Here is a 22,429-nt window from a genome sequence, read left to right on the forward strand (position 1 = left end):
GCGCTCGGTTATTCGCCCAGAGGCGTCGTTTCGGGATTGGCGGCTGAGGCCGTTTCAGGCCGATCGACGTCGGGGTGTCGAACTTCTTCTGCGCGGGCTTCAGTCATGGTCTGAACATTGACGGGTCCATCAACGGTTTCCAACGCACCGTCGTCTCCACGCCGGCGGAAGAAGAACTCACCCAGCAGACCTTCGCCTTCGGCATCAACCACGATCACATCGCCTGCACGCACCTGACCGAACAGAATTTTCTCGCTGAGGACATCCTCAATGTCGCGCTGAATCGTGCGGCGTAGCGGACGCGCGCCTAGAACCGGGTCATAACCCTTTTCAGCGAGCAGATGTTTAGCCGACTCGGTCAGCTCAATGTGCATTCCCTTCTCGGCGAGACGAGTGTCGAGCTTCGCGATCATGAGATCCACGATTTCGACAATTTCCTTCTCGCTGAGCTGCGGGAACACCACGATGTCGTCGACGCGGTTGAGGAATTCGGGCCGGAAGTGCTGCTTGAGCTCTTCGTTAACTTTGGCCTTCATCCGCTCGTAGTTCGTGGATAGGTCGCCGCCAGCCTGGAAGCCCACCTGCACACCCTTGGCGATATCGCGGGTGCCGAGGTTAGTGGTCATGATGATGACGGTGTTCTTGAAGTCAACGTTGCGCCCTTGGGAGTCGGTCAAACGGCCGTCTTCCAGAATTTGCAGGAGTGAATTGAAGATATCCACGTGTGCCTTTTCAACCTCGTCGAAAAGGACCACCGAGAACGGCTTACGGCGGACTTTCTCCGTGAGCTGTCCGCCCTCGTCGTATCCCACGTATCCGGGAGGCGATCCGAACAGACGCGACGCGGTGTGCTTCTCACCAAACTCGGACATGTCGAGCTGAATGAGCGCGTCCTCATCTCCGAACAGGAATTCCGCCAGAGCCTTGGCCAGCTCAGTCTTACCAACACCGGTGGGACCAGCGAAGATAAAGGATCCGCCCGGACGTTTGGGATCCTTCAGCCCAGCTCGGGTGCGGCGAATCGCCTGCGACAGCGCTTTAATCGCTTCGTTTTGCCCAACAACCCGCTTGTGCAGTTCGTCTTCCATGTGCAGCAGACGTGAGGATTCTTCCTCTGTGAGCTTTACAATCGGAATACCAGTGGCCGCAGCTAGCACCTCAGCAATGACTTCTTCCGAGACGGTGGTGACAACATCCGAGTCACCTTCGCGCCAGGCCTTTTCCTTCTGATCGCGTTCGACCACGAGCTTTTGCTCGGTATCACGTAAAGCGGCTGCCTTTTCAAAGTCCTGGCCGTCAATCGCAGATTCTTTTTCCTTGCGAACCTGAGCGATCTTCTGGTCAAACTCTTTGAGCTCTGGCGGCGCAGTGAGGCGGCGAATGCGTAGACGTGCTCCAGCCTCGTCAATTAAGTCAATAGCCTTGTCCGGAAGGAACCGGTCATTGACATAGCGGTCGGCCAGATTAGCGGCAGCGACCAGCGCGTCGTCAGTAATGGTGACCTTATGGTGGGCCTCGTAGCGGTCGCGCAGACCTTTGAGAATCTCAATGGTGTGAGCAATGCTCGGTTCATCCACCTGAATCGGCTGGAAGCGACGCTCCAGGGCCGCGTCTTTTTCAATGTGCTTGCGGTATTCCTCGAGCGTGGTGGCACCGATGGTTTGCAATTCACCACGGGCGAGCATGGGCTTCAAAATGGAGGCCGCATCAATCGCACCCTCAGCTGCCCCTGCACCGACCAGCGTATGGATTTCGTCGATAAACAGGATAATGTCGCCGCGCGTGCGAATTTCCTTCAGTACCTTCTTCAGGCGTTCCTCGAAGTCACCGCGGTAGCGCGAACCGGCCACCAGCGAACCGAGATCGAGGGTATACAGCTGTTTGTCTTTAAGAGTTTCCGGAACATCGCCGCGCACAATCGATTGCGCGAGCCCTTCAACCACTGCGGATTTACCGACACCGGGTTCCCCGATCAGCACGGGGTTGTTCTTGGTGCGGCGGCTGAGAACCTGCATCACTCGCTCAGCCTCTTTTTCTCGCCCGATCACCGGATCGAGTTTGCCGTCACGGGCCGCCTGGGTCAGATTGCGCCCGAATTGATCGAGCACAAGTGATCCCGACGGCTGACCTTCGGCAGGGCCCCCCGCCGTCACCGGTTCCTTGCCCTGATATCCGGACAGCCGCTCGATAACCTCCTGGCGGACAGCTTGCGGGTCAGCCTTCAAACGGACCAACACCTTGACCGCAACGCCTTCGCCTTCCCGCAGCAGGCCCAACAGAATGTGCTCGGTGCCGATGTAGTTGTGGCCCAGCTGCAGCGCCTCACGCAGGGAAAGTTCAAGCACCTTCTTTGCACGCGGGGTGAACGGAATGTGCTGGCCGCTGGGTGCCTGATTGCCTTCCCCGATAATGTCGCGCACTTGCTCGCGGACACCTTCAAGGGTGACACCCAGCGCTTCGAGCGCTTTAGCTCCTACGCCCTCAGCTTCGTGGATGAGGCCGAGCAGAATATGCTCAGTGCCGATGTAGTTGTGGTTGAGCTGGCGCGCCTCGTCTTGCGCGAGCACTACCACGCGACGGGCGCGATCGGTGAAGCGTTCAAACATTTCTCTCCCCGTGTCGGTGAAGCTTTTCGACGAGCCTACGTCCTCGCCGCTCAAATCCCCCTATGTGTTCGCGGTGGGCGTGACCATTCGTCGCGTAATCCTCAAGTACCCAGCGTCTCCTCACCATGAGCCGTAGGATGCTTATGTATACATATGGCGCCCATTTTGATCATCGAACCTTTCGTCTGATCATGCGGTGCCCACAACGTCCATCGCTACGGCACCCCATCTGCGGCGAGAAAAATGCCTCTCACCTGGCCGGCGCCTCGTGACCCCTTCCGTCCCGCCCGCGGCTACTCTCAGGAGGATTCATGGCTGTCACCGATCAGGCCATCGCGGCGATTAAGCAAATGATCGTCGACGGAACACTCAAAGCCGGCGATCGACTCCCGCCAGAAAAAGAACTCTCTGAAACTCTCGGGCTGTCGCGGAATTCTCTGCGGGAAGCTGTGAAGGCGCTCGAGCTGATTAACGTGCTGGATGTGCGTCAAGGCGACGGAACCTACGTCACGTCGCTATCGCTGAGCCTTTTGCTCGAGGCAATGTCGTTCGTTTTGGATTTGCATAGCGAAACTTCGGCAATGGAGCTTCTGGCCGTGCGCCGCATCTTAGAACCCGAGGCAGTGGCGTTGGCGGCAGCCCGGATTTCGCGTGCAGACCTAACGCGGCTGGAACACCTGGTGGATTCTCTGGTACCAGAATCAGATATTGAACTACTTGTTGACACAGACCTCTCATTCCATCGGATCATCAATGAAGCCTGCGGGAACCCGTATCTGTCATCACTGCTTGACGGCCTCGCGAATTCAACAGTGAGAGCGCGGCTGTGGAACAGGCTCAAACAAAGTAATGCCGTGGAAAAAGCGCTGGACGAACACCGCGCAATTTTAGATGCTTTGCACGCCCGACGCGCTGACCTTGCGCGCACCTGGGCATGCCTGCACATCTCAGGTATTGAACTGTGGCTGACGCAAGCAGCGAGGCCGCCACATCTGTAGTCGGATGCGACGGCCCCACCGCTTTATATAAATTCTCGTGAGCGTACAGTACCTAGGTTCAGCTCAATACCTAGCCGCCGTGTTCATGGTCACCGGGTTTATGCCGAGGCATCACTGACCTGCACCAGCAAACGTCGAGGTGTCGATGACGAACCGGAAGCGAACATCGCCCTCAACCACTCGGTCATAGGCCGCGTCGACGTCATCAACACCGATCTTTTCGATGCGTGCTCCCAAACCGTGCTCAGCACAGAAGTCCAGCATTTCCTGGGTTTCAGCGATACCACCGATGTTGGAGCCCGACAGGACTTTGCCACCGCCAATTAACGCTCCGAAGTGGAGTGGCTGGGCATCCGGCGGCAATCCGACGACAGTCATGACGCCATGCGGCTTCAACAGCCCGAGGTAGGCATCGAGCGGGATGTCCGCACTAATTGTGTTGAGGATCAGATCGAATTCGCCGCGATGCTTATCAAAGAAGCCTTCTTCGGTGGTCGCGAGCATACGGCTCGCTCCCAGTTCCTTAGCTTCTTTTTCTTTGCGCAGGGTGCGGGAGAGCACCGTGACGTCGGCGCCTTTAGCGTTAGCGATCTGGACACCCATATGCCCCAGACCGCCCAGGCCCAGCACCGCCACCTTCTGCCCCTCGCGCACGTTCCAGCGAGCTAAAGGCGCATAGGTGGTAATTCCCGCACAGAGCAGTGGGGCAGCGACATCAAAATCCAGAGCATCGGGGATGCTGCACACGAAGCGCTCGTTGACCACGACCTTTTCCGAGTAACCACCCTGAGTGATGCTTCCGTCGACATCAGGCGAGTTGTAGGTTCCCACGTTTCCGCGCAGACAATCCTGCTCCTGGCCATTTTGGCATTGTTCGCACTCTCCGCAGGAATTCACCATGCAGCCCACGCCGACCCGATCACCGACCTTATATGCGGTGACACTTTCCCCGACGGCCTCGACCACGCCTGCAATTTCATGTCCGACAGTGAGCGGGAAGTGAGCCTGCCCCCACTCGTTGCGGATGGTGTGGATATCGCTATGACAGATTCCTGCCGCTTTGATCGCGATCACCACGTCGTCGGGGCGAGGGTCTCGCCGCTCGATTTCGACAACGCGGAACGGCTGGTCCGGTCCGGTTTTTTGCAGTGCCTTAACAGTGAAGGGCATGACATCTCCCGGGTTGACTTGATGGGGTTCTTCTACACTACCCACGCTCTCATGCGTATCGCCGCATGTTTTCCCTCTGGGCTGAATCGTCCGCCACAGCCACACTGCCCTGACGCTTTGGTTATGACGGTCTGCATGCACACCTGCATCGAGGACATCTCTACCTAGGCCGGCGACCGTCCAATCGCCGCCACATAATCAGGACAGCAGCTCAATTTGTTTTATCGATCCGGCGAACGTGATGGACCCCGGTGCGAGGCAGACGCCTCAACGATTCCGACGATGTCCTGCCCCACCCGGGAAGTATTCACGCGGGTGGGTGAACGGTGGACCGCCCTGGTCATCCTGGCTCTTACGGACGGACCGCTTCGCTTCAATGCCTTGCGTCAAGCTGTGGATGGGGTGACCCAGAAGATGCTCACGCAAACACTGCGGTCGATGGAACGCGATGGTTTCGTTACCCGCACGGTGACCCCCACCGTGCCAGTGTCAGTGGAGTACGAACTCGTCCCTTTGGGGCATCGCCTGGCAACTCCAATCACTGAGCTGCACACCTGGGCTTACCAACACATCAGCGATATTCCGACGGCGCGTATCAGCTACGACCGATCGGCAGACCGTAGCTGACGCACCAACCTCATCTGCGTAGTCCCCGGCCATTTCTCGCCAGCCGACTAAAAACGACCAATAACCATCTGCTACCGCTCTCAGAAGTCTACGGAGACGCCGAGGCCCTGCTCGCGCGCAGCTTTGACCACCTGGGAGGCACAGACAATATCCAGTACGGCAGAACCCACACTGTCGAAAACGGTGATGTGTTCAGAGTGTGAGCGCCCGGGCTGCACACCCCGCGCGATGAGCCCAAGATCGATGCAATCTTCGGCGCGAATCGTACCGCGCTCAATCGGGCCGATTAGATCGCCCGCTTCCGCCAGCGCGTCCTGGGTATCCACGGCGATGCGTTCGGCTCGTGCCATGAGGCGTTCGGGGAGTTCAGCCATCTCCGGAGTGTAGGAACCAATGCCATTGACGTGGCATCCCGGAGCGACCCGGTCGCCGTCGAACACTGCGTCGCGCGAAATCGTGACCGCGGTAATCACGTCGGCACCATCAATCGCTTCATCCGCAGTCCGGGCAGCTTTGATACAACAACCCGAATCCTTAAAACGCTTCTGCTGAGCGTCAGCAAAAGCCCGGGCGCGTTCCACATTGAGGTCGCAGACACGAACTTCGGTCAGCTCCCGCACTGTCAACATCGCTTCAAGCTGGGAGGCCGCCTGTCCACCGGTTCCGATAAGCGCACCGATGCGGGCATCCTTGCGGGCGAGCAGTTCGGTAGCCGCGCCTTGCACCGCGCCGGTTCTTACTTTGGTCAGCGCGGTGCCGTCGATCAACGCCTCCATGAGACCGGTGCGACCGTTCATCATGATGACTTGGGCAGGTACGACGGGAAGATCTCGCTGAGAATTATCAGGGAAAACTCCCACGATCTTGATCCCCAGTCCCTCGATATCTGGAACGCTCGCGGGCATGAATAGGGCCTGACCTGGGACCTCGGGGATGTCGATATTGGTGCGCAGCGGGACCCGGGCTTTACCTTCGGAATGAAGCTTCAGCGCGTGCAGGCAGCAGTCGATCGCTGACCGCATCGGTAAAAGAGTTTCAACTGATTGAGAATCAATGAGCAGCATGAGGGGCCACCTTTTCGAGTGTCGAGTCGTCTTCGTTCACGAAACCTTCGGAGGGGTTGCGTGCTGCACGCCACGCCATGAACATCGTGATTGCAGAGTACAGCAGCACGGCGACCACCACCCATTTGATTCCAACGGTTGGAAGGCTCGTCACCAGGAAGACGGCGACCAGAACGCCGATGACCCCGAAGATAGCGGAGATCAACGTAATTTTTCGGGCGTATGAATTCAGGCGGATAAACTCGGATGACCCGATTGGAACCGAGACGGCGCAGGCTCCCATCATGATGGGGAATGCCGCCACTGGGTTCATACCCAAGGCATATATGGTGGCCATGGTCAGGGCATAGGAACCAATCCCCACATTATTGAGCGCACCGTAGACAAACATCAAAATGGCGGCAATTACGAGTTTCCCAGCTGGAAGCTCGGTGATAACACCCTGTGACGGAATAATGTTGAGCAGGCTAGCCACAATCAGAAGCGACGCGATCACAAGACCAGTTGCTATCAGCATACGAATGGTATTGATCGGTAGTTTCACAACAAAACGAGGGCCGATGTAGGCGCCGACAGTCTGGGCCACGATGAGGGTCAAAAGCGTCGCCATGCCCACGTCGACCGTCGTGATATAGGCGATCGCCATGGCGAAAACCGGGATGACACACTGGGCGTTCAGGGTGCCGGGGAGTCGGCGATCGTCAACCCATTTGAGTTTTCGATAAAGAACAGTGGAAATCGCAAAGTCAGAAATTCCAAAGGTGGAGAGAAAGTAGATGATCGTAGACGACAAGCATTGCGCTACCGTGTTCCCGGGCTCGGTTTTCAGGTCGCGGCGGTGAACCCAGAGGTTGCGAATAAACATCGCAGCAAAGAAGGCGTTAGCGGCAACAATAAGGAGGATGAGCAGGATCTTCATGAGGGGTCTTCATCTCTAGTTGGGGACACACCCATTCCATCCAACACAGAGACATAAAACTAGGACCTATGTCCTCTTTTCGCCCCATAGCCTCACCTTGACATATGGCACTGGGCACACCCGGACTAGTAGTCCCGGCAGGCCCAGCGCCGGCAAAGCAAAAACTGGTATTGATTTATTGCCCGTCAGATTGAACCAGGAATTCCTGAAGGCTGCTTTCTAACTCCCTCAGCATTATCCCGAGTGCACCGTACAGGCCGTCTGGATCATGCTCGCCAAGGCCTCGGATGATCTCCGGAAGGAAGGCCGATACGTGATCTCGGTAAAACGCCCTGAGGTCACCCATCACAAGATCCAGTTGAGCATTATCGCCTGCCGCACTAGTTTGCGCCGCACGATCCCACAACAAACCCATGAAATGTAGTTCGAGCCCGATATGGTCGTCCGGCTCGGTGAGCAGGCGCGGAGCCTGCACACCCCACCGGTCATAAAAGGCACGCACCTCAGCCGTTGATGGCTCGAAGAGTAGGTGCTCCCGGCTGGTGTACACCGACTCATATGGGGTCACCAAAACATGCCCTGGACCGGTAAATAATAGGTCGTAGGTGGCGGCCAAGGTGTCCAATGCGTGTTCGTCCCCGGCATCGGGGAGTTTAGCAAGAAGCTGCTCGGCACCCTTTTGCGACGCAAGTGGCCACTCAGCCAGGAGATGCTGACGGAGCTCCGTAACTAACTGGCTATCCAGCGGGGCTAGCAGTAACCGTGCCAGCAGAAGGCAGCCGCCCCCAAGGGCATCACATGCGGACGGGGTGATATCTGGGCCGGAATTTGGTGACACCTGCCAAGGCGTTAGCACCGATTCACATCCCCAATCTCGCATATGCGGAGTAGAACAGTTCTCGCCCGATGACTTCACCGGCAAAAACACAGATGAATGCGACAATAACAAACTGCAGCATCCATCCCCATGCGGTTCCCTTCGCTTGGCCTCGGGTAGAGCGCAGGCGATAAAGCGCATATCCGAGCAGAGCAATTCCGATCAGAGATAGCCCGATCCGCAAAAGTACCCACAGTCCGGCGTATTCCGTCATCACCGCCAGTGAGGTTTGTGCCGCCCGTGAGGACTCAGCGTTCAGCGAGGCCAACTGAGCCACCGTAATCAGCACGATAAACGCGAGCATCACCATGGCGGCGATTAACAACCAGGTGAGGGTTGAAATCACCATTCCGGTCAGTTCATCGCCCATCTCATCGTCTTTGGAGCGGCGAACCCGAAGGCGGACTATAAGCGCTGTCGCCACAGCCATGCAGCCGAGCAAACCGGTGGTGGCAAAGAACGATGCCGGAGTTTCCCAAGTGTTCCACGCGGGAACGGTAGGCAGCAGATAGAGCGAAGCCATAGCGGCGACCAGCACAATTCCAAGAATCGCCGTAATCGCCGCAAGGACCTGACGAACAAATGGGGTGAGCCACCTAAAGTACTGGCACAGGGCATAGACACCACCGACGACGGCGAACAAAACCCCGGCCAATATCTCTCTGGACATCCCTGAAGACGTCAAGTGATTCATGGCGTTCATTGCATTCATGGGGTTACCCAGGTGCAAGAAGGATCCGGCAAACCCGAGGATCAGCGTGACGCCCACCGCGTACACCGCAATATCGCTGATGCGTTCGATGGCGGCCACGGGCCAGCGGGTACGTCCAACCACATTGACCACGCCCAGCGCCAAGAAGGCACCGACACTCATTTGCCCCAATATTGTGAAGATCAGAAGGGGAATTTCCGTCAGATGCATAGCAGCCTCACCCTCGATGTTCGTTCGCGATGTGGCCCGTGCCCCGACCGGACGGCTGTGCGTCCGGGTGGGGATGAACCACGAGATTCGGATGGGTAATCGATGGCGACGGCAACGGTTCAACCCCCGCTTCACGCCCATATTTACGGCGCAAATCCTCAGCTTCTCCATAGTCGAGCGCGCGGCTCGGGCACGCGGCCACACAGGCAGGGGTTTTGCCCGCGGCGATATAGTCCGCGCAGAAGTTGCATTTGCTCATGACCCCGGCTTCGGGGTTGAACTGCGGAGCCGAGTACGGGCACGCCATCTCGCAGTAGCGGCATCCAATGCACACATTGGGGTCAACCGACACGATGCCGTCTTCCCCTTTATGCATGGCGGTAGTTGGGCACACTTTCACACAGATCGGATCATCGCAATGGTTGCACGAGATCGACGTGTACACGGTGGTGACGTCCTGGTTGAAGGTGGCGTCGGCTCTCTGGGTGGTGCTTCCGGCGGTGTATTCGCGTACCCGGCGCCAATTCACCCCTTCAGGTAGATCATGTTTATCCTTGCACGCCATCTGGCACGCACTGCACCCCGTGCAGGCAGCCTGATTGACGAAAAAGGCGAGCTGTCGGTATCCCATATGTTTCCTTTCACCCCGCCTGCTTTAGGCTTTGTCGACCTGAACAAGATTGGTGTGCTGAGCATTAGATTTTGAGGCTGCAGTCGGACGCTGGGATGTCAGCGTGTTAGTGCAACCTCCGATATCCACGCCGTCCTTATCCGGGGTGAACCACGCGCCTTGCGGAACGGACACCACACCGGGTGCGATTCGCGGGGTCACGAATGCCTCGATGCGAATGCGGCCACGATCATTGAAGACCTCCACCGTGTCCCCCGGCTTTATCTCGCGTTCCTTAGCGTCCAGAGGATTGATCCACATGGACTGCGGATGCATTTCCTTGAGCCAGGCCACGTTTCCGTAGCTGGAGTGGGTGCGGCCTTTGAAATGGTGGCCAATCATCTGCAGGGGGTATTTTTCCTGCAAAGGATCACCCGGCATCTCCCAGGTGCGAATGAACTCGGGGATGGGAGTGAGCTCATCCCCCGGCGGGAGGATCCAGGTCTGCGCCATCTCCTGCACCACGGAGGAGTAGATTTCGATCTTCCCGCTCGGAGTGGGCAGCGGGTTCGCTACCGGGTCCTCTCGGAAATTCTTGAGGGGAATCACCGAATCCAGTTTCTTTCGGAAGATCCCCTGCTTTTTCAAGGTGTCGTAGTCAGGCAGATCAGGAATGGTCTCCCGGGATAGTTCCACCAGGTGTTGCAGCCATTCCTCTTGGGTGCGGCCCTCAGTGAAATTGTCTTTTACGCCGAACCGTTCAGCGAGACTGGTCATCATCTCGTAGATGGTGCGGCAATCGAACAGAGGAGTAATTGCTTGGGAGGCCAGGATCGTGTACCCCATGTTGCCAGCCGACCCCTGTTTCACGAGGTCAGACTGTTCAGCGTTGGACACATCCGGGAGAAGGATATCCGCGTAGCGCGCAGAGGCCGTCATCTGGTTATCAATGACGACGATCATTTCCGCTTTGCTCTCATCTTGCAGCAGCTTGTGCGTTCGATTCACGTCGGCATGCTGGTTGATCAGGGCATTTGATCCGTAGTTCCAGATGAACTTCAGATCGGAGGAGATCTTGTCCGCGCCTTTAATGCCGTCGGTCAGCGCCGTCATCTCGTGTCCACGCCGAATAGCTTCGGTCCACATGAAGAACGGCAGTGTCGCTTTCACCGGGTTCTCTCCCACGGGCATGGGAACCATCCCGAGGTTCGCCGAGCCCTCACGACATCCGGTGCCGCCACCGCTGATGCCGATCTGTCCGATCATTGCGGCGAGCGTCATAATGGCGCGCGAGGTGTTCTCCCCCGCGGCCTGACGCTGCGGCCCCCACCCTTGGTTGATGGAACACGGCTTCGCCTGCGCGATCTCACGCGCCAACTGTTCAATTCGCTGAGCGGAAATGCCGGTGATCGGAGCCGCCCATTGTGGAGTCTTGGCGATCTTGTCTCGGCCCTGTCCCATAACGTAGCTGCGGTACGAACTTCCGGCGGGCGCCCCGGCTGGGAGATGCTGCTCATCAAATCCGACGGTGTAGGTGTCGAGGAATTTTTGGTCGATGAGGTTCTCTGAAATCAGCACGTGGGCTAGTGCGGCGACTAGAGCAGCGTCAGTTCCGGGGCGAATCGGAATCCACTCATCGGCGAGGTTCATCGCGGTTTCGGAGTACCGAGGATCGATCACGATCACTCGGTGCCCGCTGCGGCGTTTGACCTCTTGGGTCACAAACACCTCGCCGCCGCCGCTCATCCGCGTTTCGTGCGGATTGTTACCGAACATCACCACGAGCTTCGCGTTCGCGGTGTCGTCATTGGAGTTGGAATCCATCCACTGGCCGTACTGGTAGTTCATACCCTCGGTAATGCAGCCAGTCGAGTAGTCCCCATACTGGTCAAGGCTTCCGCCGATGAGATTCATGAACCGCGCGATGATGCTCTTGCCGGGAGGCCACGATGCGGTGACGGTACCGCCAAGAACACCGGTACCGTAGTTTATGAAAACAGATTCGTTGCCATATTGCTTAATGATGCGCCGAAGTTCTCGCGCGATGTGGTCGTATGCTTCATCCCACGTAATCCGACGGAACTTTCCTTCACCGCGTTTACCCACCCGTTTCATCGGGTACTTAAGACGGTCAGGGTTATAAATGCGTTGCCGAATAGAGCGGCCTCGCACGCAGGCACGCACCTGCTGAGTGCCGAGTTCGTTATTGCCAGTCGGATCGGGTTCGATCCTCACGATCTGGCCGTTGTCCACCCGCATGAGCAGCGGGCATCGAGATCCGCAGTTCACGTTGCAGCTGGACCAGATCAGTTTCCCGAAGTCGGCCTTAGCTACGGGCTGGTCCTGACCGTGCCGCGGCAACAGGCCGCATGAGCTAAGACCTAGCGCCCCGGCAGCGCTTCCTCCGGCAATCCCCGACCAGAAAAGAAAGGACCTTCGAGAGGCCTTTGTTGCGGTATGGGCAACCTCATCCGGCGCATTAGTCCGGAGGTCGGGCAATGGTGAACGCTCAGGCACGGCACTCTCCTATTGGGCAAAGGGATAACGCCTCAACAGTGTCATGAGCTTGGGAACCGCATTAAGGACTTTCGTCCGTCAACTAACGTATTTTCAGTATGACTCGTCCCTCATTTGAGTTTGGCATAGTTCAGCTGCGGCTGACCTGTTTCCGCGGCAACAAAAATCAACGCCAAACGGTCCAATGCTCGATACGGCTGAGGGGCCCCTCCGCAGGTTCCTCGATTTTGAATGCGATGCGCCAGTTCGCCGATCTGGGACACCGAATCCGCTCGAGCTTCTCGGGCTGCATCGGCATTGTATTCGCGCCAGGCATCCGCTTCCGCATCGATTGATTCGGCCAGTGCCTGGATATCTCTTGCCAACGCCTGATCGGGCCTTGCTGCTGCCGCAATGCGCTCCCACCCCGGATTGTGCGTGCGTCCTGCCGTCAGCATCCACCGTCCGAGAACGTACAGGTCCACTGAATATCCGGCTTCTTCGCCCCAGCGCCATTCCAGGGCATCACGAAGCTCATCTCCAGCGTCACTCAGAATCCACGCGCGAAAATCCTCATCACATTCACCGATAATTTTCGCTACCGCTCGCCAGCCGCGAGCGCGCCGCTGAGCGATATCTGCCAGTCGCAGGAGGCCGGCTTCCCAATCGTCACGGCGGCCGGCGGGATGCACGCTGGGACGCGATGCCTGATCCATGGGTTCCATTTTGTCACCGCGTGATCCCAGCCCTATATGCCACCCGCATAGCCCACAGCCCGACGCGCAAGACGAGGCACGCCAGCAACAATCTGTCTGCTTCTACAGCCGTAGCCGACCGGTTTAATCCTCCGGGGTCTCGGTTGGCGCCCGATAGTCGTCGGGCAAATCCGGAGTTGGAGCACACCGGGCATCGTGGACGAGAACACTGGACAGCGTCGGCGGTTCCTGGTCCGCATACGCGTCCCCGATTATCTCGATCAGTAATTCATCGACGGCAACGGGTTCGGCGAGACGGTGGATGCGCCGCACCCCGATCGTGTGACCGCTAGCAATTTCGCGTCCGTCCGAGGTGATCACGCGGTGTTCAAGCACCGCCTGCCCGCGGCGAAGATCCTCCCGCAGTTCGACATGGTCACACACCGTGCCCTGGGGAAGATGCGCGCGCCACCTGTAGGGATGGGCGTTGCCATCATCGTGAAGGGCTCGCTGCGGCTCAGCTTGGATTTGGTCGCTGTGCTTGGGGGCGATACTCGCCTGCACCGGGCTGCCGAACCGGGCGTCCAGTGCCGCGCGCCATTCCCTCAGGCGAGTGAGGTCCGCGGAATCTATCCGGCCGCGACGGTCCGGAGGAATGTTGAGAAGCAGATTTGCTCCCAGCCCTAGCGAACGGTCGTGAATCGCGAGCAGGTGCTGGAGGCTCTTCGGCTCATCATCGGGATGCCAGAACCATCCGCGACGTACCGACACATCGCATTCCGGCGGTATATATGCCTGTTCGCCGAGCATCACCACATCGTCGTCATAGTTATTGAGATCGGTGCGATCGGTGACGTAGGTGCAGGGGTCAGAGGCCAGGCCGTCCTCGTTACCGACCCAGCGGATTGTCGCGGGCCCCATGTTGAAGATCATCGCCTGCGGCTGGGTCTGCTCGATCAACTCGCCGATTCGATTCCAGTCATAGGAGCGTCCCGCAGATCCCGCCCCGTCGAACCAGATCTCGGTCAGCTCGCCGTAGTTGGTGCACAGCTCGCGCAGCTGACGCAGGTAGAACTCGTCGTACTCCGTCGGGTTCTCATAGCAGGGGGCGTTGCGGTCCCAGGGAGAAAGGTAGATGCCAAAACCCAGGCCGTAGCGGCGGCATGCGCGTTCGAGCTCACCGACCAGATCTCCCCGCCCGCCGCGCCAGGGTGAGGACGCGACCGAGTAGTTAGTGGTCTCCGTAGGCCATAGGCAAAACCCGTCATGGTGTTTAGCCGTTAGGACGACGTAGCCGGCGCCTAGCTCTGCTGCAACCCGAGCCCACTCGTCAGCGTCTAAGTCGGTCGGGTTGAAGGTGTCTGCTGGTAGGGTGCCGTCACTCCATTCCTGACCGTGAAAAGTATTGATTCCGAAGTGGAAAAACACTCCGTATCCGGTCTGCTGCCAGGCGAGCTGTGAAGGGGTTGGGCGGGGTCGCACATCCGATGGGCCAGTACTCATGACTCCATCGTGTCAGACATCGGATGAGTTGTGCACCGGATCATCGGGACTCGCCGAGGCACCGTGTCCGCTAGCTCACAGCACACGTATAACGACTACCCGAGATCTTCCGAACACTCTGTCAGCTAAAGGCGATTAGAATTACCGGGTAGACATCGGAAGGAGCCGAACGGATGAGCGATCACCGCGTAGAGGTCATTAAGGCCGACGCCGTACTGATCGGTGGGGGCATCGCCAGCGCAACACTCGCCTCACTCCTGTCGATCCTCGAACCCACCTGGCACCTTGAAGTCTGCGAACGCCTGGACGGAGTTGGGCTGGAAAGCTCCGCAGGCTGGAACAACGCCGGCACCGGCCATTCAGCTCTGTGCGAGCTGAACTACACCCCCCAAGACATCGACGGCAGCGTCGACCCCGCCAAAGCCATCTCCATCAACGAACAGTTCCAGATATCGCGCCAGTTCTGGGCATACCTCGTCGAAAACGACCTGATCGCAAGCCCGGAAGAATTCATCCGCCCGGTACCGCATATGAGTTTCGTCCACGGCGCCGACAACATCGAATATCTGCGGCGCCGCCACGAAGCACTAGTTCGCAGCCCCCTATTCGAGGGCATGGAGTTCACCACCGACCACGCCCGCATTGAGCAATGGGCACCGCTGATTACCGCGGGCCGTCCGGTCACTGAAAACGTTGCGGCCACCTTCGCACCCCAGGGAACAGACGTCGATTTCGGAGCCCTCACCCGCGCACTGTTCAACCACGCCGCCACCGTGAACACCACCGTGTCAACCGGTGCGGAAGTCATCTCCATACGCAGACTGGGCCGCGACTGGGGCGTCATGGTCAGGGCCACCGACTCCGGCGCCGTGCGCATCCTACGCGCCCCCTTCGTCTTCGTCGGCGCTGGCGGCGCTGCTCTTCCCCTCCTCCAGCACGCCGGCATCGCTGAAATCCGCGGCTTTGGCGGCTTCCCCATTTCCGGGCAATGGCTGCGCTGCACCAACCCCGACATCATCCAACGTCACCATGCCAAGGTGTACGGAAAAGCCTCTGTCGGCGCACCCCCCATGAGCGTTCCCCACCTCGACACCCGGGTAATCGACGGCGAGCGCGCCCTCATGTTCGGCCCCTACGCCGGATTCTCACCAAAGTTCCTCAAAACCGGATCCATGACCGACCTCATCCGGTCGGTCCGCCCCGGAAACATCCTGCCGAACTTAGCCGTTGCGCGCGACAATCTCGACCTCGTCCGCTACCTCGTAGGAGAACTCACCAACTCCATGCGCGACCGTATGGACGCGCTGCGCACCTACATGCCCAGCGCCCGCGCCGAGGACTGGGAACTTGTGATCGCAGGCCAGCGGGTCCAAGTAATCGCGCCCGACAAAACCCGCAAGGGAGTGCTCCAATTCGGAACCCAGCTCATCACCGCAGGTGACCGCTCAATCGGTGGCATGCTGGGCGCTTCACCTGGCGCCTCAACCTCGACCACCATCATGCTGAACCTATTAAAGACCGTCTTCCCCGAGCGGATAGACGCCTGGAGACCCGGTATCACCCGGCTCGTTCCCTCCTACGGGACGACGTTGTCCTCGGATGCTGCAGCCGCCCGGCGCAGCCTTAGTCGCACTGCGGAGGCACTCGGACTGATCTCGGATTAAAGAGCTAGGTTGCGCCATCACACATATGCGGCGCACCATCACGACCTGCGGTTGCCCTAGATATTTCGAGCACCGCATTCATCGGGGGAGGCACATTTGCCACCCCTCACCCGATGACAACAAAACCCCGTCACATCGACGGACAATACGAAAATGCCCAGTCGGGCAACGCGCACGACGTCTTCGTGCCCGATGAGCCCTCGTGAAGGAGACTCATGAAGATCTCGCTCATGGCGACGTGCCTGGCGGATGTCATGGCGCCGGATGTCGCCCGTTCCACCGTTATATTGCTTGAACGTCTCGGTCACGAAGTTGTCTTCGACCCGGCACAGACATGCTGCGGTCAGATGCATACCAACACCGGTTATTACCACGAGGCTGCGCCTGTGGTGCGGCAATTCGTCGACGTTTTTGAACGTCATCTGGACTCAGTCGACGCCATTGTGATGCCGTCGGGCTCCTGCACGGGATGCGTGCGCGACCAACACCCGATCGTCGCACGACACGAAAACGATCCAGAGCTAGAACGCCGTGCCGCAGCTGTCTCGGCAAAAACCTACGAACTCTCAGAACTTCTGATTGACGTACTCAAAGTGACCGACGTCGGCGCATACTTCCCACACAAGGTGACCTATCATCCGACCTGCCACTCCATGCGCGTGCTCAAAGTCGGCCCACGCCCGCTGCGTTTGCTGCGAGCCGTCGAGGGAATCGAAATCGTTAACCTCCCCGAATCCGACACCTGCTGCGGCTTCGGCGGAACCTTCTCCGTGAAAAACCATGACACCTCCGACGCCATGGTCACCGATAAAGCCAAAAACGTCGTCAAATCCGGCGCCGAATTCGTCACCGCGGGTGATGCATCCTGCCTGATGAACATTGGGGGAAAGCTGTCCCGGCGCGGTGACCGCCCTCGCCCGATCCATCTCGCGCAGATCCTGGCGTCCACCAAGGAAGCGCCCTTTGAACCGTCCGCCACCATTCTTGGGAGGGCATCGTGACCGCCGTCGATCTGCCAATGCCGAAGGTTCGCCCTCAGCATGCCAGCCCGGGAACCTCCCGCCTCTGGGGAACCGAATCCTTCCCGGCCGCCGCGCACCACGAACTACGCAATGAAACCCTGCGCAAAAATCTGCGTCATGCCACCACCACCATTCGCGCCAAACGCGCCGCCGTGGTGCGTGAAATGCGGGACTGGCAGCAGTTACGCGCCGCCGGAAGCGGCATCAAATGGCAGGTGACCGACAACCTTCCGGCGATGCTCGAACAGCTAGAAGCTTCTGTCACTGCCGCGGGCGGAACTGTGCACTGGGCACGTGACGCGGACGAAGCTGGCGAGATCGTCACCCGACTGGCGCTGGAGCGCGGGGCCCGCGAGGTCTTGAAGATTAAGTCCATGGCGACGCAGGAAATCAGCCTGAATGAAACTCTTGAAAATGCGGGCATCCACGCGGTTGAATCCGACCTCGCGGAGTTGATCGTGCAGCTGGCAGGCGACACCCCCAGCCACATTCTGGTTCCCGCCATTCACCGCAACCGGACCGAAATCCGGGAAATTTTCCTGCGCGCGATGCCTGGCCTGTCACCCGACATCACCGATGACCCCGCCGAACTAGCCGGGGCTGCCCGACGATTCCTGCGGGAGAAGTTCCTCGACCTCGAAAACGGGGTAGCGATCTCTGGTGCGAACTTCGCCATCGCTGAAACCGGCACCATCGCCATCGTGGAGTCCGAAGGCAATGGCCGCATGTGCCTCACCCTTCCCAAAACCTTGATCAGCGTCATGGGTATTGAGAAGATCCTGCCCAGGTTCCAGGACTTCGAGGTGTTCTTACAGCTCCTTCCCCGCTCCTCCACCGGCGAGCGTATGAACCCCTACACGTCCTTGTTCACCGGCACCACCGACGGCGACGGCCCCCAGGAATTCCACCTGGTCCTGCTGGATAACGGCCGCACCTCTGTGCTGTCGGACCCCGAGGGGCGCAGTGCACTGCACTGCATCCGCTGCTCAGCTTGCCTGAACGTGTGCCCGGTGTACGAACGCGCGGGTGGACACGCCTACGGTTCCACCTACCCCGGCCCGATCGGCGCCATTTTGTCGCCTCAGCTGACCGGTATGGAAGGCAAAAACAATCCGAACGCCTCCCTGCCCTACGCATCCAGCCTGTGCGGTGCGTGCTACGACGTCTGCCCTGTAAAGATCAATATCCCCTCGATCCTGATTCATTTGCGGTCGAAGGAAGTCGATCAGCGACGCGAAACTCGCGGCATGTTCCACGGCACCTGGGACGTGGCGATGAAGAGCGTGGGCAAACTAATGAGCTCGCCTCACCTGTATGACACTGCCGTGCGCAGCTCCGGCCTCGCAGGCAAAATTACCCGCCGCGCGAATGTCGGTAAGCTGCCGCATTTACCGGTGATCTCGGGATGGACCGACCACCGCGACCTTCCCATGCCGCGCGAGTCCTTTAGATCATGGTGGTCAGCGCGAGAAAAGCAGCAAAAGAAGACCCAGCAGAAGGGTTCTCAGCAATGAGCAACTGGACCGAGACACGACCTACCAGAACCCCGGGTCTCAGCGCCAAAGAAGAAATACTCGGTCGTATCCGCACAGCCCTGGCTGCCGATCCGAATCGGGTGCCCAGCACCGAAGCGGATGTCCCCCGCGAATACTACCGAGCTGACCATCCGCAAGAGACCGACACGAACCCAGCCAAAATCCGCGACGTGCTCGTGGACCGCCTGATCGACTACAAAGCCGGAGTTCGGCGCTGCGCACCCGATGAGGTTGCGCAGATTATTGCTGAGCTGATTGGCGATGCTCGCACGGTTCTGCGTCCCACCGGTGTTCCCGAACAGTGGCTGGCAGAGATTCCCTCGGAGCGTCTACGTGAGGACAGTTCAGACGGTCACGCACTGACCGCACGTGAACTGGACGCCACCGACGTGGTGCTCACCGGCTGCCACACCGCCATCGCCCTGACCGGAACCATCGTGCTCGACGGTTCCGAATTGAGCGGTCGGCGTGCCCTGAGTTTGGTCCCTGACCATCACATTGTGGTGGTTGAGGCCGATCAGATTGTTCTGGGAGTCCCCAAAGCGATCGAACGGATGAATGCCACCCCCACCGTTCCGTGGACCTGGATTTCCGGACCGAGCGCAACCAGCGATATCGAGTTGAACAGGGTCGAAGGCGTGCACGGCCCGCGCCGCTTAGACGTGGTGATCATCGAAACCCCTGCCGCCGAAACAGTGGCTGCGAACACCGATGAGGCCCGGGCATGAGCACCGCAAACTCATCCCGCCGGCCTGGCCCGCGCGGCGCAGAATACCTGTTGGAAGCAGGGCCATACCGGGCCCTGATCACCGAAGTGGGGGCGACCCTCGCGTCACTGACTTACGATGGGCGCCCGCTCGTGCACGAGGGTCCGCGTAACCAGCCGATGATGCATCATCGGGGCGCGATTATCGCTCCCTGGCCCAACCGGGTCGGCGATGGCCGCTACACAGTTGAGGGCACGACCTACCAGCTGCCGTTGACAGAGCCTGCGCGCAGCAATGCTCTGCACGGACTGGTCTCGTTCCAGTCGTACGAACTGCTGGCACTCGAACCGTTGCCGTCAGCGGATGGGGTGGCCAGCGCGCAGCTGCGCACCATGTTGTACGCCACCCCGAGCTACCCGTTCACCCTCGCGATCACCGTGACTTACGAGTTGCACCCACTCAGCGGCCTACGCACCACGGTCCACGCTGAGAATCTGTCCCAGCGTGGAACACCAGCAGCCCCGTATGGCTGCTGCCCCCACCCGTACCTGGTGGCAGGCGAGGACAAACTCGAAGAATGGACCCTGCAGTTTGGTGCGCATCGGGTGCTGGAAGTGCGAGAAGACCGGCTGCTTCCCACCGGCATGCTCTCGGTGGACCCGGGAACCCGCTTCGATTTCAAAGACGGCAAGGTCATCGGGGACATGTTCTTAGACCATGCCCTGACCGACCTGGTGCGCGACGGCGATGGGATCGCCCGCGTGCGCCTGACTAGCCGTCTAGGAACCGGCGTTGAAATCGCCTTCGACCGCAAACTGCCCTGGGTACAAATCCATACCGCAGACCGCCCGGAACCAGAGTGGAACCGCAAGGGACTCGCTGTCGAACCGATGACCTGCCCACCGGATGCTTTCAACTCTGGAACAGATCTGGTGCGACTCTCACCCGGCCAGAGTCATGAGGTGTCGTGGACAATTAAGGCGCTTTAAGCGCTAAGACTGCATCCAATCTGACCGGACGGTCGGTTTGACCTGCCATTCGCTTTAATCTGCCGTCCGGTTTGAGCTGCCACGCGGTTTGACTTGCCATATGGTTTAATCTGCGCAGGATGCACAACAGTGGCCCGCTCCTAACACCAGGAGCGGGCCACTGTGTTGCTCACCAAGGTCTAGCTGTCTGCCGCCTTATCCAGGTGCTGACCACTCTGGGAAGGCATCTGGTTCGTACTGGGCACGGTAGGTGTCTCGGCCCTCGCAGCCAGCGCATACTCGGCCTCAATCGCACGCTCAGCTTCACGCTGACGGCGATCAGCCCGCAGCAAAGCCCGAATCACAAACCAAAACAGCAGGCCCACCCCGATGGAGGGAACCAACGCCCCTAGTTCATACCAGATGTTCATAGTGCTTTCTCCTCAGCTCACGCCTCGTGCGGATCCTGCGCCGTCTCATCGTGCTCCGACATCCCGGCCGTGGGCTTCACCAGTGGGAAAAGAATCGTCTCGCGGATACCGAGACCAGTCAATGCCATGAGCAGCCGGTCCAGACCCATTCCCATACCGCCGCTGGGCGGCATCGCAAATTCCATGGCGGTCAGGAAATCTTCGTCCAGTTTCATAGCTTCATCGTCACCCTGCGCGGCGAGACGGGCCTGCATCTCAAAACGTTCACGCTGAACGACAGGGTCCACCAGCTCGGAGTAACCCGTCGCGAGTTCAAATCCACGCACATACAAATCCCACTTTTCCACCACGCCGGGCTTGCTGCGGTGTGCACGCACCAAAGGTGAGGTTTCAACCGGGAAATCGCGCACGAAGGTCGGCGCCCACAGTTGCTCCCCGAGCCGATGCTCAAACAGTTCCTCAACCAGTTTGCCGTGACCGTACTTCGGATGATCTAAATCCAGATCCAATCCGTGTGCGATCTGGCGCAAACGCTCCACCGAGGTGTCGGGGGTGATGTCCTCACCCAGTGATTCCGACAGCGACTCATACATCGACAACTGCGCCCATTCCCCGCCGAGGTCATATTCGCTGCCATCGGCAAGCGTCACCACCTGCCCGCCGGTGGCGCGCTGAGCCGCTTCCTGGATGATGTCTTGGGTCAGCCGAGCAATCGAGTTGTAGTCGCCGTACGCCTGGTAGGCCTCAAGCATTGCAAACTCGGGGGAATGCGTGGAGTCCGCGCCCTCGTTGCGGAAATTCCGGTTAATCTCAAAGACTCGCTCCACACCGCCTACAGCCGCCCGCTTCAAAAACAGTTCGGGGGCAATCCGCAGGAAAAGATCGAGATCAAACGCATTCATATGCGTTTTGAACGGGCGGGCAGCAGCTCCGGAGGGGATGGTCTGAAGCATCGGTGTTTCGACTTCGATGAATCCGCGGTCATCCAGAGAATCACGCAAGCTCTTGACCACCGTTGACCGCAGGCGCAGTGTATCCCTGGCCTGAGGCCGCACAATGAGATCGACATACCGCTGCCGGACCCGCGCCTCTTCGCTGAGTTCCGCATGCAAAACTGGCAGCGGACGTATCGCTTTGGCCGCCATCTGCCACGAGTCAGCAAAAACGCTCAGCTCACCCCGCTTCGACGTTCCTACCCGACCGTGGAAAAACACGTGGTCACCGAGGTCTACATCAGCTTTGTAATCAGCGAGCTGTTCTTGGCCGATCACTGCGAGACTCAGCATCACCTGCAACCGGACCCCGGCTCCGTCCTGAATGGTCGCGAAGCACAATTTTCCGGTATTGCGCTGGAAAACGACTCGGCCCGCTATGCCCACCTCATGATCGGTTTCTGTGGCAGCATCAAGATCACCGTACTTTTCACGGACCTCGGCGATGCTGGACGTGATCGGAAGCGATACGGGATACGCCTGTTCACCGCGTTCAAGCAGCCGCGCACGCTTAGCCTTACGCACTGCTATCTGGTCCGCAGTGTTGTCAACATCTAGGGCGTGGCGGTTTACGGTTTCGTTCATGCCTACGATTCTCTCATTCGTACCGGGCCGCGGCTGCA

The 22,429-nt window shown here is 59.1% G+C and carries 19 protein-coding genes; 7 read left to right on the forward strand and 12 right to left on the reverse strand.

Translation table 11 applies throughout. The annotated features are described in order from the left end of the window. Window positions 1-8 precede the first annotated feature (8 nt). Window positions 9-2,606, reverse strand: a complete 2,598-nt coding sequence (locus tag BN1724_RS04305) for an ATP-dependent Clp protease ATP-binding subunit (protein ID WP_058234375.1) — start codon at window positions 2,604-2,606, stop codon at window positions 9-11. A 311-nt stretch (window positions 2,607-2,917) separates the two neighbouring features. On the opposite strand from BN1724_RS04305, the gene BN1724_RS04310 reads away from it, so the two are divergent. Then, on the forward strand, window positions 2,918-3,604 hold the full coding sequence (locus BN1724_RS04310) for a FadR/GntR family transcriptional regulator (protein WP_058234376.1): 687 nt from the start codon (window positions 2,918-2,920) through the stop codon (window positions 3,602-3,604). 111 nt (window positions 3,605-3,715) lie between these two features. Here the strand turns inward: BN1724_RS04310 and BN1724_RS04315 are convergent, their stop codons facing one another. Then, window positions 3,716-4,774, reverse strand: coding sequence for an NAD(P)-dependent alcohol dehydrogenase (locus BN1724_RS04315; protein ID WP_058234377.1), 1,059 nt, complete (start codon window positions 4,772-4,774; stop codon window positions 3,716-3,718). A 282-nt stretch (window positions 4,775-5,056) separates the two neighbouring features. On the opposite strand from BN1724_RS04315, the gene BN1724_RS04320 reads away from it, so the two are divergent. Further along, window positions 5,057-5,401: a winged helix-turn-helix transcriptional regulator gene (locus BN1724_RS04320; protein WP_058235750.1), complete on the forward strand. Its 345-nt coding sequence runs from the start codon at window positions 5,057-5,059 to the stop codon at window positions 5,399-5,401. Between the two features lie 80 nt (window positions 5,402-5,481). On the opposite strand, the gene BN1724_RS04325 is transcribed toward BN1724_RS04320, so the two are convergent. From BN1724_RS04325 to BN1724_RS04360, 8 genes are all read right to left on the reverse strand, one after another. Beyond that, a complete protein-coding gene (locus tag BN1724_RS04325; protein WP_058234378.1) occupies window positions 5,482-6,465 on the reverse strand; it encodes a hypothetical protein in 984 nt (327 codons plus the stop codon). Then, complete coding sequence (locus BN1724_RS04330; RefSeq protein WP_157085756.1) at window positions 6,452-7,384, reverse strand: TSUP family transporter; 933 nt, start codon at window positions 7,382-7,384, stop codon at window positions 6,452-6,454. The genes BN1724_RS04325 and BN1724_RS04330 overlap by 14 nt, the downstream gene beginning before the upstream one ends. 175 nt (window positions 7,385-7,559) lie before the next feature. Next, a complete protein-coding gene (locus BN1724_RS04335; RefSeq protein WP_172797073.1) occupies window positions 7,560-8,222 on the reverse strand; it encodes a TorD/DmsD family molecular chaperone in 663 nt (220 codons plus the stop codon). Between the two features lie 22 nt (window positions 8,223-8,244). Then, window positions 8,245-9,183, reverse strand: coding sequence for a dimethyl sulfoxide reductase anchor subunit family protein (locus BN1724_RS04340; RefSeq protein ID WP_058234380.1), 939 nt, complete (start codon window positions 9,181-9,183; stop codon window positions 8,245-8,247). Window positions 9,184-9,190: 7 nt separating this feature from the next. Further along, complete coding sequence (locus BN1724_RS04345) at window positions 9,191-9,814, reverse strand: DMSO/selenate family reductase complex B subunit (RefSeq protein ID WP_058234381.1); 624 nt, start codon at window positions 9,812-9,814, stop codon at window positions 9,191-9,193. 24 nt (window positions 9,815-9,838) lie between these two features. After that, window positions 9,839-12,310 carry a DMSO/selenate family reductase complex A subunit gene (locus BN1724_RS04350; RefSeq protein WP_231928149.1) on the reverse strand — a complete coding sequence of 824 codons (2,472 nt, stop codon included), beginning with the start codon at window positions 12,308-12,310 and terminating at the stop codon, window positions 9,839-9,841. Window positions 12,311-12,420: 110 nt separating this feature from the next. Further along, the gene (locus BN1724_RS04355) at window positions 12,421-13,005 is read right to left on the reverse strand and encodes a hypothetical protein (protein WP_157085758.1); all 585 of its coding nucleotides are present in this window, start codon (window positions 13,003-13,005) and stop codon (window positions 12,421-12,423) included. Between the two features lie 123 nt (window positions 13,006-13,128). Beyond that, window positions 13,129-14,487, reverse strand: coding sequence for an alpha-L-fucosidase (locus tag BN1724_RS04360; RefSeq protein WP_058234383.1), 1,359 nt, complete (start codon window positions 14,485-14,487; stop codon window positions 13,129-13,131). A gap of 173 nt (window positions 14,488-14,660) precedes the next feature. Here BN1724_RS04360 and BN1724_RS04365 point away from each other — a divergent pair, with 173 nt between their 5' ends. The 5 genes from BN1724_RS04365 (at window position 14,661) to BN1724_RS04385 (ending at window position 20,404) form a co-directional block, all read left to right on the forward strand. Next, window positions 14,661-16,151, forward strand: a complete 1,491-nt coding sequence (locus BN1724_RS04365; protein ID WP_058234384.1) for a malate:quinone oxidoreductase — start codon at window positions 14,661-14,663, stop codon at window positions 16,149-16,151. A gap of 215 nt (window positions 16,152-16,366) precedes the next feature. Further along, a complete protein-coding gene (locus tag BN1724_RS04370; protein WP_058234385.1) occupies window positions 16,367-17,152 on the forward strand; it encodes a (Fe-S)-binding protein in 786 nt (261 codons plus the stop codon). Continuing rightward, window positions 17,149-18,687, forward strand: coding sequence for a LutB/LldF family L-lactate oxidation iron-sulfur protein (locus BN1724_RS04375; protein WP_058234386.1), 1,539 nt, complete (start codon window positions 17,149-17,151; stop codon window positions 18,685-18,687). The genes BN1724_RS04370 and BN1724_RS04375 overlap by 4 nt, the downstream gene beginning before the upstream one ends. Beyond that, window positions 18,684-19,436: a LutC/YkgG family protein gene (locus tag BN1724_RS04380; protein ID WP_058234387.1), complete on the forward strand. Its 753-nt coding sequence runs from the start codon at window positions 18,684-18,686 to the stop codon at window positions 19,434-19,436. Before BN1724_RS04375 ends, BN1724_RS04380 begins: the two co-directional genes overlap by 4 nt. Beyond that, a complete protein-coding gene (locus BN1724_RS04385; protein WP_058234388.1) occupies window positions 19,433-20,404 on the forward strand; it encodes an aldose 1-epimerase family protein in 972 nt (323 codons plus the stop codon). The genes BN1724_RS04380 and BN1724_RS04385 overlap by 4 nt, the downstream gene beginning before the upstream one ends. Before the next feature lie 179 nt (window positions 20,405-20,583). Here BN1724_RS04385 and BN1724_RS04390 read toward each other — a convergent pair whose 3' ends face one another. Both BN1724_RS04390 and lysS read right to left on the reverse strand, forming a co-directional pair. Next, the gene (locus BN1724_RS04390; RefSeq protein ID WP_058234389.1) at window positions 20,584-20,814 is read right to left on the reverse strand and encodes a hypothetical protein; all 231 of its coding nucleotides are present in this window, start codon (window positions 20,812-20,814) and stop codon (window positions 20,584-20,586) included. Between the two features lie 17 nt (window positions 20,815-20,831). After that, window positions 20,832-22,391 (reverse strand): lysine--tRNA ligase, encoded by a 1,560-nt coding sequence (lysS, locus tag BN1724_RS04395; RefSeq protein ID WP_058234390.1) that lies wholly within the window; start codon window positions 22,389-22,391, stop codon window positions 20,832-20,834. Between the last annotated feature and the right edge of the window lie 38 nt (window positions 22,392-22,429).

This window comes from Devriesea agamarum (assembly GCF_900070355.1).
Taxonomy (GTDB): domain Bacteria; phylum Actinomycetota; class Actinomycetes; order Actinomycetales; family Dermabacteraceae; genus Devriesea; species Devriesea agamarum.

Excerpts from the sequence above, each read along its gene's own strand:
- BN1724_RS04365 (WP_058234384.1), top strand. The coding sequence starts at position 14,661 with ATGAGCGATCACCGCGTAGAGGTCATTAAGGCCGACGCCGTACTGATC.
- BN1724_RS04310 (WP_058234376.1), top strand. The coding sequence starts at position 2,918 with ATGGCTGTCACCGATCAGGCCATCGCGGCGATTAAGCAAATGATCGTC.
- BN1724_RS04385 (WP_058234388.1), top strand. The coding sequence starts at position 19,433 with ATGAGCACCGCAAACTCATCCCGCCGGCCTGGCCCGCGCGGCGCAGAA.
- BN1724_RS04325 (WP_058234378.1), bottom strand. The coding sequence starts at position 6,465 with ATGCTGCTCATTGATTCTCAATCAGTTGAAACTCTTTTACCGATGCGG.
- BN1724_RS04370 (WP_058234385.1), top strand. The coding sequence starts at position 16,367 with ATGAAGATCTCGCTCATGGCGACGTGCCTGGCGGATGTCATGGCGCCG.
- BN1724_RS04305 (WP_058234375.1), bottom strand. The coding sequence starts at position 2,606 with ATGTTTGAACGCTTCACCGATCGCGCCCGTCGCGTGGTAGTGCTCGCG.
- BN1724_RS04355 (WP_157085758.1), bottom strand. The coding sequence starts at position 13,005 with ATGGATCAGGCATCGCGTCCCAGCGTGCATCCCGCCGGCCGCCGTGAC.
- BN1724_RS04320 (WP_058235750.1), top strand. The coding sequence starts at position 5,057 with ATGTCCTGCCCCACCCGGGAAGTATTCACGCGGGTGGGTGAACGGTGG.
- BN1724_RS04390 (WP_058234389.1), bottom strand. The coding sequence starts at position 20,814 with ATGAACATCTGGTATGAACTAGGGGCGTTGGTTCCCTCCATCGGGGTG.
- BN1724_RS04380 (WP_058234387.1), top strand. The coding sequence starts at position 18,684 with ATGAGCAACTGGACCGAGACACGACCTACCAGAACCCCGGGTCTCAGC.
- lysS (WP_058234390.1), bottom strand. The coding sequence starts at position 22,391 with ATGAACGAAACCGTAAACCGCCACGCCCTAGATGTTGACAACACTGCG.
- BN1724_RS04340 (WP_058234380.1), bottom strand. The coding sequence starts at position 9,183 with ATGCATCTGACGGAAATTCCCCTTCTGATCTTCACAATATTGGGGCAA.
- BN1724_RS04360 (WP_058234383.1), bottom strand. The coding sequence starts at position 14,487 with ATGAGTACTGGCCCATCGGATGTGCGACCCCGCCCAACCCCTTCACAG.
- BN1724_RS04330 (WP_157085756.1), bottom strand. The coding sequence starts at position 7,384 with ATGAAGATCCTGCTCATCCTCCTTATTGTTGCCGCTAACGCCTTCTTT.
- BN1724_RS04315 (WP_058234377.1), bottom strand. The coding sequence starts at position 4,774 with ATGCCCTTCACTGTTAAGGCACTGCAAAAAACCGGACCGGACCAGCCG.
- BN1724_RS04345 (WP_058234381.1), bottom strand. The coding sequence starts at position 9,814 with ATGGGATACCGACAGCTCGCCTTTTTCGTCAATCAGGCTGCCTGCACG.